The organism is Corynebacterium tuberculostearicum, from assembly GCF_032821615.1.
Taxonomy (GTDB): domain Bacteria; phylum Actinomycetota; class Actinomycetes; order Mycobacteriales; family Mycobacteriaceae; genus Corynebacterium; species Corynebacterium tuberculostearicum_H.
Genome location: NZ_JAVBIF010000008.1, coordinates 23,982 through 37,553, shown reverse-complemented (window position 1 = coordinate 37,553; position 13,572 = coordinate 23,982). Strand labels below are relative to the sequence as shown.

The 13,572-nt window shown below is 56.5% G+C and carries 6 protein-coding genes and 2 pseudogenes; 5 read left to right on the top strand and 3 right to left on the bottom strand.

Features of this window, described 5'->3' with window-relative positions:
• Nucleotides 1–37: 37 nt before the first annotated feature.
• The 3 genes from RAE09_RS07575 to RAE09_RS07565 form a co-directional block, all read right to left on the bottom strand.
• Nucleotides 38–205, bottom strand: coding sequence for an exonuclease domain-containing protein (locus RAE09_RS07575; RefSeq protein ID WP_316981362.1), 168 nt, complete (start codon nt 203–205; stop codon nt 38–40).
• 648 nt (nt 206–853) lie between these two features.
• Nucleotides 854–2,620, bottom strand: a complete 1,767-nt coding sequence (locus RAE09_RS07570) for a hypothetical protein (protein ID WP_023028059.1) — start codon at nt 2,618–2,620, stop codon at nt 854–856.
• The gene (locus tag RAE09_RS07565) at nt 2,617–3,531 is read right to left on the bottom strand and encodes a hypothetical protein (RefSeq protein WP_023028058.1); all 915 of its coding nucleotides are present in this window, start codon (nt 3,529–3,531) and stop codon (nt 2,617–2,619) included. The genes RAE09_RS07570 and RAE09_RS07565 overlap by 4 nt, the downstream gene beginning before the upstream one ends.
• 933 nt (nt 3,532–4,464) lie before the next feature.
• On the opposite strand from RAE09_RS07565, the pseudogene RAE09_RS07560 reads away from it, so the two are divergent.
• The 5 genes and pseudogenes from RAE09_RS07560 to RAE09_RS07540 form a co-directional block, all read left to right on the top strand.
• A pseudogene (locus tag RAE09_RS07560) lies at nt 4,465–4,797 on the top strand (transposase); the annotation flags it as partial.
• Between the two features lie 81 nt (nt 4,798–4,878).
• The gene (locus RAE09_RS07555; protein ID WP_018121658.1) at nt 4,879–6,027 is read left to right on the top strand and encodes a hypothetical protein; all 1,149 of its coding nucleotides are present in this window, start codon (nt 4,879–4,881) and stop codon (nt 6,025–6,027) included.
• A gap of 642 nt (nt 6,028–6,669) precedes the next feature.
• A pseudogene (locus RAE09_RS07550) lies at nt 6,670–9,218 on the top strand (type I restriction-modification system subunit M).
• The gene (locus tag RAE09_RS07545; RefSeq protein ID WP_034666953.1) at nt 9,211–10,368 is read left to right on the top strand and encodes a restriction endonuclease subunit S; all 1,158 of its coding nucleotides are present in this window, start codon (nt 9,211–9,213) and stop codon (nt 10,366–10,368) included. The pseudogene RAE09_RS07550 and the gene RAE09_RS07545 overlap by 8 nt, the downstream one beginning before the upstream one ends.
• A 9-nt stretch (nt 10,369–10,377) precedes the next feature.
• On the top strand, nt 10,378–13,572 hold the full coding sequence (locus tag RAE09_RS07540; protein ID WP_316981361.1) for a type I restriction endonuclease subunit R: 3,195 nt from the start codon (nt 10,378–10,380) through the stop codon (nt 13,570–13,572).

Sequence of the window (13,572 nt, the reverse complement as noted above, 5' to 3'; positions counted from 1 at the left end):
TGGACACGACGTTGGCGTCAGGGTTGAGCAGTGTGTGCTAGGAGTCGACGGGATTGAAGTATGCGTCGGCGCGCACGGCAGTAAGTTCAATGATGCGGTCGTAGCGCTTGTTAAAGCCGGTGGTTTCGGTATCAATGACCGCAAAGACCGGCTCGCACAGCATGCGTGGGGTGTAGCGGTTGAGGAGGTTTTCTAAAAAGCCCATGGCCCCAAGCCTAGAGGCCCATACCGACATGCCCGCCTAAACGCTATCGAACACTGCAACCAACGTGGATTTCTGTGGATAACCACACTAGCCGTGTGCGGGTTGTCCACAAGGTTAATGTGGTTGGCCTTTCGTAGCGGGCGTGGGTGTGGTTGCCTTAGTGCTATGAGCACTTCGCAGGACTATCCGAACTCCACCCCAACCCCCGCTACTACGACCACTGGGGAGGGTCAGGGGCGGGGGCCGAGTTTGCGGGATATTTCCCAGCAGGAATTAAATACTGTTCCCCAGTACATGATTGATGAGCATGGATATGCTGCGCACTAAGCAGAAGAACAGCGACTAGGAAAATAAAAAGAACCGGAGTGGAAACTACTGTGGTTTCCATCTCCGGATTTCGATGGTGTACTGTTCACATCCCATGGTCACACGGTAATTCTTGTGTACAGCTCCCGAGCAGCACTTATGTAATCTCCCGAGAATAAATTCCGCCTCAACTAGGCCAAAAAGTCGATGAAAGACCGTGCTATAAGTGGCCTCAGCAAGCAAACTTTTTTACTTTTGCCCTCCCGTTGACGGCAGAAGAAACTCGCCCTGCCGAAGCAGGACGAGTGTTAGTACATGCGTGCTAAATAGTTTCCAGACCTTTTAGGTTCGAGGTGGAGCCTTTACCGGGGTACGACCAAGGTCTTCTTCAATCATGCGCAGGCGCTTTTTCATCGAATCCTCCGATGGCCGCCGCCTAGCGTATGAATCCTGAATAGCCCGATTTGTTGCAGCTATCCACAGAGCAATGGTGATATAGAGCATTGGCTCTCGCCGAACGCCGCGCCTCAGGTTATCCATACCTGTGACGTAGTGGGATTTCATAATGGAAAACCGTTGTTCAGTAATGGCACGTGCGGATTCGTAGTAGGCGGTGTGCTCCCACGAGCCTGGCACTAGCCCCCACTGGGCCCGTTTCCACTGCTCAGGCGTGTAGGTTTGAGTAATACTCGAGCTTGAGCAGCACCGGTACCGTGTGGCATCCCAGGACGGTGCAACAGTAGGGGCTCCATTTTCGGCAGAAACCATGGAAGCCGGCTTAAGCGGGCATTTCACCCTGCCTTGGACGGCGGGACAAACCAGATCGATTTTCACCGGAAGATCACCTTCAACTTCTTGTTTACTGGGTCTACCGCGGGTCGCCCGTTTACGATACGGACGCGAATTCGTGCCCATCAGCAGTGGAAATAGGGCTTCCATCTGTGCATCATGCTGTTCGAAACCGTCCGGTTCGTCGAGAAGATCCACAGTACGGCGGGTGATTTTCCCGTCACCTGCCAGGTGACGGGCCATGGGGCAGTAGAAATCGCCTGCGATCTGGACTGGGCCGCTCGACATGTCAGTCGTTCCTGGCGCATCTGAGGCCATGATGGTGCGCCACGAGATTGGATACCGCACAATAGGCGCGTACCCCGCATCGAGTACAACATCAGAAAACTGACGTTTGACGTTGTAGCCCATGTCCACGGTGAGAAAAGGGATCCGACCGCGTTTCGTGCGCTGGTCAAAGCCATTTTCTTGGTGGAAGCGAAGAGCACGCTCCAAGCTCATCACCGACCCGGAGCTTGGTTTGTCGATTGATATGGCGGTGATCACCGACGGTATGCCATAGACCGCCTGGGGTGGCCCGACCCGACTGACTGCAGTCACACCGAGGCCTACACCGCCTTTGGTGATGCGTCGGCTTCCGGCCTCGGCATGCAGGGAGTGGTCCTCGCGATCGCGGATGTAGAAGGCGCCGGAGTATGCTGCACCGCGTTGCTTATCGTCGCGGCTGCCCAGCCCTTGGGATTGACCAGCCAAATCGATGATCGTCTCATCCGCAACCACGTCGCCCTTGTATCCCGACGGGGACGGGTCATCGATAGACCCAGCTACGATGGCATTAACAACTTGGTGGAGGCGCTCACTGGCGACCACTGAGGCCTGCTGCTGCTCCTCGGTCCGCGCAGCCATCGTTTGACGATGAGCTCCGTTTTTGTCTCGGCGGGCACGGATATCCGGTAGAGAATCCAGCGGTTCCAGATATCTGGTCAGCCACATGGCGAATGCGCGGTAGGTTCCTTCCCCACTATATCCGTGCAGGTCAAGACCCAGTCGCTGCTGAGTGTCGCTATCCAGATCCCAGAGGGTACGCCAGATCTCTGCCATGGACGGCGCACGTTGAGTACCAATCAGCGCTAGTCCTATCGTTAAGACGGCAAAGATGGAGTAGCGTGGGCCAGTTGCCGTGCGCCCACCGATTCCTTTTGCCTGCCGTCGATAAAAATCGATGAACGTATGTGCTCCAGATTTGTCGATCACTTGTGCGCATTCCTCCAGGTAGGTGCGCGAAAAGGTCAACTTTTGTTCCTGTAGTGCGATCGTCATACCTCTGCAGCCTCCTTGGTCCGCAGCAGCGCATGCGCGATATCCGCGGACGAATAGTCCGGCAGCGATTCATCCAGGTCGTGCAGAATCCGTAAATCCGCGATGCCAGCGAGCTTAAGCAGCATTGCTGCGGGTATAGCCGGATCTGTGGCCAAATCGACCACCCAACGATTTCGCAATGCGGCCGCATTAAAACGCGGAAAACCCTGCTCATCCAACCTATCTGCAACATGACAAATTGCGTTGCGTGGCATGGTCTGCCCCACACAGGGAAAGACGAACCCACCGCCAGCCTCTTGGGCGCGGGTGAGCAGACGGTGCCCACGAATAGGGCACACGACCGGCACCACCCGACTAACCACGCCCTTTTTGCGTACCGCAACAACGACGACGGTTCTTTCCTGAAGTTCTAGCGCAGTGATATCGGTTCCGCGGAGACGTCGGATTTCTCCTGCCGACAAACCCGCTCCGGTGGTGAGATCCAAAATCACGAGCAGCTGCTGGCGCAAAGAGCCGCTCAGCGAGGGCACGATGGCGTACAGCTCATCTGCCAGTGGCTCGGAAGCTGGCGCGACAGCCTTCCGACGCGGACCGCGTGAGCGGTGCGGCTCTGGAAATTGGTTCGGATACAGTGCCCTACCTGCGGCGTACAGTATAGTGCGATAGGTGCGCTGTGCTCGACGATTGAAAACGTCATCTCTAAAAAGCCATCGATCGACAGCCTCCCTGACCAAGGCTCGCTCCTCATCGACCACACCATATACCAGCCCCTCGTCGTACAGATACCGCGCTAACACGCGGCACGCTTTCGCATCGGCGACCTCATCAAGCTCGCGCGTATGGGCCTGGACCAGCGCGGCCCTCTCGATTGCCTGCGAACGCAACGGGCCTACAGGACGCCGGATCCCCACATCCCGAAGTCGGGCATACCGATCTGCATCAGGGACGGTCCGGCGGGTCAAGCGTCGCACACGCTCAGGTGCTATATCTCCGGCCACCACCGTCAACGTCGCCGTACCACCAGCTCGACCACTCTTGGTTGGTTCGGAGCTTGGTGCTGCTGCTAAGGCCTTAAAACGCCCCATGATCGCACCCCGATTCCACGACGACGGGAGCACTGGAAAATTCGCGATTGCAAAACGCATTTAGGCATGACAAGATTGAGCCATCTCCTTCACATAGGTAGAACGTGTTGAATGGATATACTCACGAAAATTTCGACAAGAATTTTCGTGACCGCAGGGCACGATCTTGCAGGATCGGGCCCTGAATTTGTTTTCGGATTTGTCCGATAAGCAGTCTTAGGTCACAGATGCACCCCCTGCACCCTGACTATCATCACCACGGAAGCGACCTGCTTCGGAAAGCCACTGCGTCATCACATGCGACATGGAGCACCCGCGCTTCGCTGACTCAGTAGAAAGCTTCGCCACGAATGGCGCAGGCAAGCGTAATTCGACGCGCACAATCGCGTCGTCGGGCACTACCCGATGGGCCTTACGGCCAAAATGCGCTGACGGAATTTCCATCAACCCTCCTTCACACAGCTACCGACTCGCGACACGGGTGTGCCACGAGAACACAGACAAACGCCTGCGCCAGCCAGAAAAAATCCTGGTCAGTAGTGACATTAAAGTCACTTCAAATCAGTAACCCTGTGTGGGTTGTGTACCTTCACGTCAAAGCGTGGCCCGTCATGGGCTTTTATAGATTACCGGCTCCAACCGGTACAAAACAAATCATTCAATTACCTGCGCATTTGTCTGAGTTTCCACCACCGATCAACTTCACCCGCGTCATCTTGAGGCAGGTTTGCCATACCGCATGTAGAGTTCTGTGGGCAGAAGCTTCCTCACGTGGCCGACTACCTAGAGGAATCACTCGATGAGCTGTTAGCTTTTACTACCGCACCGAAACCGGTATGGACCAAGACCTGGTCCAATAACCCCACCGAACGGCTCAACCGAGAAATCCGACGTCGCACCGACGTCGTCGGGATCTTCCCACACCGTGAAGCCGTCATCCGGCCGGTCGGGGCCGTCCTTGCGAAACAACACGATGAGTGGATCCAGCAAAAACGCTACATATCGCTAACAAGCCTGACCCAGACCAAGAAGATCATCGCTGCCAACCTCGTCGACGACACTCCCACCGACGACAAGGAGATCGCCGCCTAATGCTTACCCAACCCCGCCCCCGAAACTAACCACATACTCGAAAGCCAGATACACCACTTCCCAGGACTTGACCTAAGGTCTATGCAGGACATCGTTTCTGCGACGCGTCTTCAACTAATGATGTTTGATAGAAACATGACTAAACCACACATCGAAGCCGCCAAAAGAGCCTCTCAAGTGTTGTACAACAGCGTCCTCAACGACCTCGACGAGGACAAGGCAGGTATCGGATGGATGACCGATCAAATCAATTGGAAGCACTCCGCGCTAATCGGCGAGTATCTCCTATCATCAATCAGCGGTGTCGAAACAGCACTGTCCACCAGCGCATTGTGCAATGAAAAATTCAGAGAACTCGAACTCTCTCAGAATATGAAAATTGCCCATGTCCAGAACTCTGACCGTAGCGCGAGGGATCCAATTCCGCCAGAGTTGAGCACGGTCTTTCATTCACCAAACAACGAGCTGCTCCACGTATTTAAAGACCATTCACTCATCTCACTCGCACAAGCACTAGACCGGCTCGCAGCAGTCACAGTCGCAGTCGGCGGGTTCAAAGAAAAACTCCTCCATACCGACTGCGGCAGAATCTTAGATATCGCAGCCAAAGCTCACAAAAACGGGAAATCCGGCAACACACTTCGCCCAGGAATTTTTGCCGACGTCGGAACTGCCGGGAGACAAGAACAAAACAACCTCTTAGGACTATTCCTAGACTGGCAAAGGCATGGTCCAGAAGATTGGCTCCCCTGGCTTAGGCAATATCGCAGCACAATTGTTCACCGCGCCCCATTCGTCAACTGGACCGCTCATACGAAAGGTCCCCATCAAAATCCGGGTGAATCAGTCATTCGACCCTTTTATCTACAACCAGGGTGGGCAGAAAGCGAATCGATGTACCGAACTGCCCGAAAAGGAATCCAAGACCTCCTCCTTATGCAACCAGCTCACACGATCCTGAGCGGATTGACTGAATCTACCGCACAGTATTGTCATTCAGTTCTCCGCTATGCCAATGAGCTTTGGAGTAAACGACGCGCGAACCCCGAACTTATCGTTCAATCCGCCGGAATGTGGCCAGAGCTGGAGTCCTCGAGCAAACTTTCATTCAAGGGATACAGCCCAAATCTCAAGATGGCCGGAAATTTTCTCGCTATCAACCCAGACCGAGTGAAACGACTAAAAGCCACGCAACTCCTAGATCGTCCAGCTGATAAGTGGCGTTCTTAAAGCACTTTGGCAGTCAGGGCATACCAAAACTTCACACGTCCATGTCTTCGGGCGCCGCGCGCAGGTCCTTTTGAATCCGCCACCGGAACTTGCTTAGACGCTTTTTCGTATCCCCCACTGCTTGCAGCGTCGAGCATTAACCGCCGCGTGGTCCGCAAACGCGTTGAGAACATGGTCGCTGTGGCTGCGAACCCAATGGACCCGCACCTCCATGCCCGCTGACCGCGCCTTTTTAATCTCCCGCCAGCAGTAGGCGATGTGCTCGTTACCCAACGAGGATGTGGACTTCCGCCAGGGGTGGAATAAAGCCTCGGTGGAGGATAAGTGACGGCTTGCGCAGCTGATGATGGAGATCCACATCCTTCCCGGAACGGCCGGAAACAAACGATTCGACCCCACGCGAGTCAAAATCGTCTGGAAAAACTAACCCCCGCTGTCCACAATCGTCAATTCGCTAATTGTGAAACAGTCACAATAATGGCACACTATTTCGGACATCCCGTGGCTGTAATTTCAGAGCCAAAAGACCTGCCGAAGCACTCAGTGTACACAATCGAGCCATGTAGTTAATGCCTTAGTGAAGAAAGTTACCCCGTGAACAAACAAGAACTTGCCTCCCTCATCTGGGAGTCGGCCAACAATATGCGCTCCAAGATTGAGGCCAATGAGTACAAGGACTACATCCTCGGCTTCATCTTCTATAAGTTCTTGTCCGACCAAGTAGAGCAGTTCATGCTCAATAACGACGCTGAACCGGAAGACCTGCCAGATACGCTTGTTGAGACCGACACTGACACCGTGGCCCTGGTGCGTAACAACTTGGGCTACTTCCTCACCTACGAGAACCTGTACTCGACGTGGCGAGACTTGGATAACGACTTCTCCATCGCTCACGTGCGTGAGGGTCTGGCTACCTTCAAGCGCAACATCGCCCCGGAGCGCAAGCACGTCTTCGACGGCATCCTTAACACCCTGGACACCAGCCTGTCGAAGTTGGGTACAACCGACGCTGCCCGTACCTCTGCCATCAAGAAGCTACTGGACCTTATCGATGACATCCCCACTGATGGCAAGCAGGGCTATGACGTGCTGGGCTACATCTACGAGTACCTCATCGAGAAGTTCGCGGCCAACGCGGGCAAAAAGGCAGGCGAGTTCTACACCCCGCATGAGGTCTCTCTCATCATGAGCAACATCGTCGCTGACCACCTCAAGGGCCGCGACGAGATTCAGATTTACGACCCGACCTCCGGCTCTGGCTCCCTGCTGCTTAACATCGGCCATGCCGTCGCCAAGCGCATGGGTGACCCAGACCGTATTAAGTACTTCGCCCAGGAGCTGCGCGAGAACACCTACAACCTCACTCGTATGAACCTGGTCATGCGCGGCGTGAAGGCGGACAACATCGTCGCCCGCAACGGTGACAGCTTGGCCCATGACTGGCCGATGTTCGACGAGGCCGACCCGGTGCAGACCTACAAGCCGCTCTATGTGGACGCAGTAGTCTCCAACCCGCCCTACTCCCAAAAGTGGGAACCCGAAGGCAACGAGGCTGACCCGCGCTTCGCACGGTTTGGTCTAGCGCCCAAGACCAAGGCCGACTACGCCTTCATGTTGCATGAGCTGTTCCACGTTAAGCCTGATGGCATCCTCACCGTCGTCCTGCCGCACGGCGTACTGTTCCGTGGTGGCTCGGAGGCCGACATCCGTCGCAATCTCATCGAAGCCAACCACATCGATGCCATTATCGGCCTGCCTTCAACATCTTCTACGGCACCGGTATCGCGACCGTCATCATGGTGCTCAAGCAAGAACGTGACCGCGATGACGTGCTGTTCATCGATGCCTCCCAGGGCTTCATCAAGCAGGGCAAGTACAACCACCTGCGCGCCCGTGACATCCAACGCATCGTCGATGCCGTTCACAACCGCGTGGACGTGCCGCACTTCGCTAGGGTAGTGACCCGCGACGAGATTCGCGCCAACGACCACAACCTGAACATCCCACGCTACGTCTCTGCCACCCTGCCGCCTGAGTCTGTAGACCTGTACGCCACTATGCACGGCGGCATTCCCACCAGCGAAATTGACACCCTGGAGCACTACTGGACCGCCCTGCCGGGGCTGCGGGAGGCACTGTTCACCGAGAAGACAGAAGGCTACGCGGAGCTGAAAACGACCAACCTACGCGAGACGATCGACCAGCACCCTGCAGCCCAGGCACTTCGTGACCAGGTTGGCGCTGTACTATCCGACCTGCCGGAGAAACTGCACGCGCTGCTGGTGGATGGCGCAGCTACCGTGCCTATTACTACCACCGAGGACCAGCTCAAGGCCAACCTGTTCGACCGCCTCGATCGCGTGCCATTGGTCGATGCCTACGAGGGCTACCAGGTACTACATGACAGCTGGGTCAAAACCGCCGGTGACCTGGAGATCATCCAGACCGAAGGCCTCGATGCCGTGCGGGTCAATGACCCCGTGATGGAGTGGAAGACCAAAGAAAAGAAGAAGGTCTATGTCCAGGTCGGATGGGACGGGCGCGTTGCTCCCAACGAGTTGGTGCAGACCTTCTACCTGCCGCAGCAGAAGGACCAGGTAACGCAGCTAAGTCGCGACGTGGACACAGCTGTATCTGAGCTGACGCAGCTCGTCGAGGACTTAAGCGAAGACGACAAGACCGATCTGGCCGAGGTACTTAACGACAAACAGGATGCCTTCAAGAAGACCGAGCTAAACAAGGCCATCAAGGACCTGCCGAAGCTGGCCAAGGGCGAGACCTGGCCGGAGGGCAGCACCGAGGCTGCCATGCTCAGCGCCAAGGCGCTCATCGCCCAGCGGGACCAACTCAAGAAGAACCTCAAGACTGCGCAAGAGCAGCTGGAGAAAGACACCTACGCGACCATCGAAGCGCTTACCGACGTGCAGGTGGATGAGGTGCTCACCGCCAAGTGGATTACTGCACTTATGGGTGACCTGCGCGAAATCCCTGGTCATGTGCTCGCTGGTCTTTCAGCCCGCGTACAGGCGCTGCACGACAAGTACGCCGTCGCGCTGACCGACCTCGACGTGCAGGTTCGCGAGACGGAGCAAGAGCTGGCAGGCCTACTGAGCGGGCTTACCGGCAACGCCGCCGACATGCAGGCCCTGGCTGCACTCCAGGAGCTGCTGGGCGGTGGTCGCAATGCGTAGCCGCAACGTGCCCGCACTGCGCCTGGAGGGGTTCGACGGTGCGTGGAAGACGACCAGTATTGGTGCAGTCTCAGCTCTCCACAACGGTCGTGACTACAAGCATCTGGGGGAAGGTTGTATTCCCGTCTACGGGACCGGTGGCTACATGGTGTCAGTGGACCAAGCTCTTTCTCACGATGAGGACGCCGTAGGCATCGGTCGAAAGGGCACCATCAGCAAGCCATACATCCTGAAAGCTCCCTTCTGGACTGTTGACACGTTGTTCTACGTTGTTCCGAACCAAGAGACTGACCTAGCGTTCTTCTACGCATCAGTATTGCAAGTCGATTGGATGGCGAAGAATACTGCAACCGGGTTACCTAGTCTGACTAGCCAGACCATCAACAGCGCAGATATCTCCATTCCGCACACTCTCGAAGAACAGCAGGCCATCGGCGCTATCTTCACCAACCTCGACGATGCCATCAACCAGCACACCAAGAAGCACCAAGCTCTGCAGCAGGCCAAGACTGCGCTCATGCAGCGGATGTTCCCGCAGGAGGGCCAGACGGTGCCGGAGCTGCGGCTGGATGGCTTCGACGGTGAGTGGAAAGAAAGCTCGTTGAATGATCACGTTGAATATTTCAGTGGGCTGACCTATTCACCAGGCGATGTTGTGAAGAATGGGGGCACTCTGGTACTTCGGTCAAGCAATGTGAAAGACGCTACGCTTGCCTTTGATGATTGTGTGTATGTCCGCTCCGGCGTCGTGAACGTACAAAATGTCAAGCCAAACGACATTATTATGGTCGTCCGAAACGGCTCCCGCGCTCTTATCGGAAAGCATGCGTTGGTGAGGAGGGAACTTCCGCCGACGGTCATCGGTGCATTCATGACTGGTATTCGAAGCAAACAGCCTCATTTCATGAGCGCCCTATTCGATACTGAACTCTTCGAGTCTCAAGTTGCGAAATCAATGGGTGCCACCATCAACCAAATTACGGGCGGGATGTTTGCGAAGATGCATTTTTTGTTCCCACCAACCCTCGAAGAACAGCAGGCCATCGGTGCGGTGTTTACACGGCTGGACACGCTCATTGCTACCGAGGCCAAGTACATCGAGTCCCTTAAGCAGGCCAAGGCGGCGCTGCTGCAACGGATGTTCATCTAAGGAGCAGTTATGACCACACCATTTCGTTCTGAGGCTGAATTCGAGGCTGCGCTCATCGACCTGCTCACCCGCCACGGCTGGAGCAAGGAACTGCTGCGTTTCCCGACAGAGCAGCAGCTCATCGACAACTGGGCGGACATTCTTTACGCCAACAACCGGGGCCGTGACCTGCTAGGCGACGTGCCGCTCACCGAAGGCGAGATGGCGCAAATCATCGAGCAGGTCAACAACCTGCGCACCCCGCTGGCGCTCAACGAGTTCATCAACGGTCGCACCGTGACCATTACCCGAGATGCACCACAGGCGGCAAACTTCGGCTCTGAGATCAGCCTGAAAATCTACGACCGCCTAGAGATTGCCGGTGGCCAGTCGCGCTACCAGATTGCCGTCCAGCCGCGCTTCCAGACCGCCAATGAGCTGCTGCCCACCCGACGTGGCGACTTGATGCTGCTCATCAACGGTATGCCGGTCTTCCACATCGAGCTGAAGCGCTCCGGTGCGCCGGTCTCCCAAGGTGCGAACCAGATAACCAAATACGCCCATGAGGGCGTCTACCAGGGAATCTTCTCCCTGGTGCAAATCTTCGTCGCCATGACCCCAGAAGAGACGATTTACTTCGCCAACCCGGGGGCAGGCAAATTCAACCCGGACTACTTCTTCCACTGGGCAGACTTCAACAACGAGCCGATCAACCAATGGGACGACGTGGCACGTGCGCTGCTGTCCATTCCGATGGCGCACCAGCTCATCGGCTTCTACACCGTCGCAGACCGTGCCTCTGGCAACTTGCTGGCGATGCGTTCCTACCAGTACTATGCGGCCTCGCGTATCGCTGACCGTGTGGACCGTCACGACTGGGACAGTGGCGACCAGTTGGGCGGCTACATCTGGCACACCACCGGCTCCGGCAAGACGATTACCAGCTTCAAGACCGCTCAGCTCATCGCTGACTCCCACAACGCCGACAAGGTGGTGTTCCTGCTTGACCGTGTTGAGCTGGGCACGCAGTCGCTGGAGAACTACGTCAGCTACGGTGGCGACAGCATCGCGGTGGAGGACACCTCCAGTGCTGCCAACCTGGCAACGCTGCTCAAGGACAAGCGCTCCACTCTCATCGTGACCTCACTGCACAAGATGAGCCGCGTCAATCCTGAGACGATGAAGACAGCTGACCTGGACCTCATCCGTTCCAAGCGCGTGGTCTTCATCGTCGATGAGGCGCACCGCACCACCTTCGGTGACATGCTCGCCTCCGTCAAGCACACCCTGCCGAACGCGCTGTTCTTCGGCTTTACCGGCACGCCCATCCATGACGAAAACCAGAAGAAGCATTCCACCACGGCCACACTGTTCGGCAATGAGCTACACCGCTACTCAATTGCCGACGGCATCCGCGATAAAAACGTGTTGAGCTTCGACCCTGAAATGGTGGAGACTTTCAGGACGCATGACGTGCGCACCGTGGTCGCCCTCCAGGCGGCCAAGGCCAAGACCGTAGAGGAAGCGCTGACAGACCCGCAGAAGGCGGCAGTCTACAGCAAGTTCATGGACAAGAAGCAGATCCCTATGGCCTCTATCTATGAGCTGGAAAAAGACGATAAGGGCAACAGCACCTATAAGCGTGTGACCAAGGGCATCGAGGACTACCTGCCAACGACCCAGTATGAGAAGGCAAACCACCGCGAGGCTGTCGCCAGCGACATCAACGAGCATTGGATGCAGCTCAGCCGCAACAGCATGTTCCATGCCATCCTAGCGACTTCCAGCATTCCCGAGGCCGTGGAGTACTACCGCATCTTCAAGAAGCAGTACCCTCACATCAAGGTCACAGCACTGTTTGACCCCAACATCGACAACACCGGGGACAATCAACTGCTCAAGGAAGACGGCCTGCTGGAGATTCTCCGCGACTACAACAACACCTACGGCCAGCACTTCACCATGCCGACCCATGATGAGTTCAAAAAGGACGTCTCCAAGCGCCTAGCCCACAAGAAGCCTTACAACACCAAGGCCTTCCTCGACGACCGCAGCCAACACATCGACCTGCTCATCGTGGTGGACCAGATGCTCACCGGCTTCGACTCCAAGTGGCTCAACACCCTCTATCTGGATAAGGTGATCGAGTACGAGTCCATCATCCAGGCTTTTTCGCGCACCAACCGCATCTTCGGCCCGGAAAAGCCCTTCGGGTCCATCCGTTACTACCGCAGGCCGCACACTATGCGGGACAACATCGACCGGGCGGTAAAGCTCTACTCCGGCGACCGACCCCTCGGCCTGTTCGTGGACCACCTCGATGACCACCTCACATCCATCAACGAGTGCTTCGCTACCATCGAGGCGCTGTTTACCGACCCGAAGACCGGCCAGCCGGACTTCTCGCAGCTACCCGACCTTGAGGCAGACCAAGGCGAGTTCGCCAAGACCTTCAACCGCATGTACCGGGAACTTCAGGCCGCGCAGGTGCAGGGCTTCACCTCGGACAAGGACACCTACTACTTCGATGCCCTGACGGAGCCTATCGTGGTGGAACTTACCGAGGACACCTACACCACGCTGGTGACCCGTTACAAGGAGCTCGGCAAGGCAGGCGACGACTCAGAGCAGTCGCCTGAGGATGCACCCTTCGACATTGACGTGCACATCAAGCACATCGACACCGACCGCATTGATGCCGAGTACCTCAACAGCAAGTTCAAGAAGTACCTCAAGGCCCTCCAGGACGGCGTGCCGCAGGATGTGCTCGATGACCTGCTGGAACAGCTGCATGCCAGCTTCGCCCGCCTGAGTCAGGATGACCAGCGCTACGCTAACCGTTGGCTGCACGACCTCCAAGCAGGTGACGTGACCCTGCAACCAGGCAAGACAGTGCACGACTACATCAACGAGTACCGCATCACCGAGCGCGACCGACAGCTGGTACGACTGCATGAATGTCTAGGGCTGGACATGGCGCAGCTGCGACGGATACTCGACGCCCGGGTCACGGCGGCAACCATCAACGAGTATGGGCGTTTCGATGACTTAAAGGCATCAATTGACCTTGGCCTGGCGGCGGCGTACTTCACGGAAGACACCGGAGCAAGGGTGTCGAAGTTCAAGGTCCGTGCTCTGCTGGACAAGCTGCTACGCACCTACGTCATCGACGGCGCGTTGCCTGCTGACCTCAGCGTGACCGAGGAAGAACTGACAGGTGAGTAG

Bases quoted from the DNA above. Each gene is read 5' to 3' on its own strand.
- RAE09_RS07555 (WP_018121658.1), top strand. From the start codon at position 4,879: ATGCAGGACATCGTTTCTGCGACGCGTCTTCAACTAATGATGTTTGAT.
- RAE09_RS07575 (WP_316981362.1), bottom strand. From the start codon at position 205: ATGGGCTTTTTAGAAAACCTCCTCAACCGCTACACCCCACGCATGCTG.
- RAE09_RS07545 (WP_034666953.1), top strand. From the start codon at position 9,211: ATGCGTAGCCGCAACGTGCCCGCACTGCGCCTGGAGGGGTTCGACGGT.
- RAE09_RS07540 (WP_316981361.1), top strand. From the start codon at position 10,378: ATGACCACACCATTTCGTTCTGAGGCTGAATTCGAGGCTGCGCTCATC.
- RAE09_RS07570 (WP_023028059.1), bottom strand. From the start codon at position 2,620: ATGACGATCGCACTACAGGAACAAAAGTTGACCTTTTCGCGCACCTAC.